A 425-nucleotide genomic window follows, 5' to 3' on the forward strand; every position below is an offset into this window, starting at 1 on the left:
GGCGCTGGGCGTGGGTTATCGCGGCGTGCAGCGGTTGATTGTGGTGCCGCAGGCGCTGCGGGTTGCGTTGCCGACACTGGCCAACGAATACATCACCATCGTCAAGCTCACCTCGCTGGTGTCGGTGATTTCGCTTTCGGAAATCCTGCTGGTGGGCCAACAACTCTACACCCAGAACTTCCTGGTGATGGAGACCATGCTGGCCGTGGCGTTCTATTACGTGCTCATCGTGACGGTGTTCAGTTGGCTGTTGCGGGTGCTGGAGAACCACCTGGACGTGACCCGGCGCAAACCCAAGGCCATCGCCCCCGCCATGCTCGACCAGGTGGCCACGCGTCGTGCCCCCGGCCAGGCCGAGCCCGGCGAGTTTGCCTTGCAGGCCCGCGGGGTGCGCAAGGCCTATGGCGAGCTGGAAGTGCTCAAGG

The 425-nt window shown here is 64.0% G+C and carries 1 protein-coding gene; it reads left to right on the plus strand.

The genetic code is table 11. The features are described from left to right. Nucleotides 1-425: ABC transporter permease subunit (locus HX846_RS36425; RefSeq protein WP_178967371.1), on the plus strand; the 425-nt coding region annotated here is incomplete at both ends.

This window comes from Pseudomonas sp. K5002 (assembly GCF_013386655.1).
In the GTDB taxonomy this organism is placed as follows: Bacteria; Pseudomonadota; Gammaproteobacteria; order Pseudomonadales; family Pseudomonadaceae; genus Aquipseudomonas.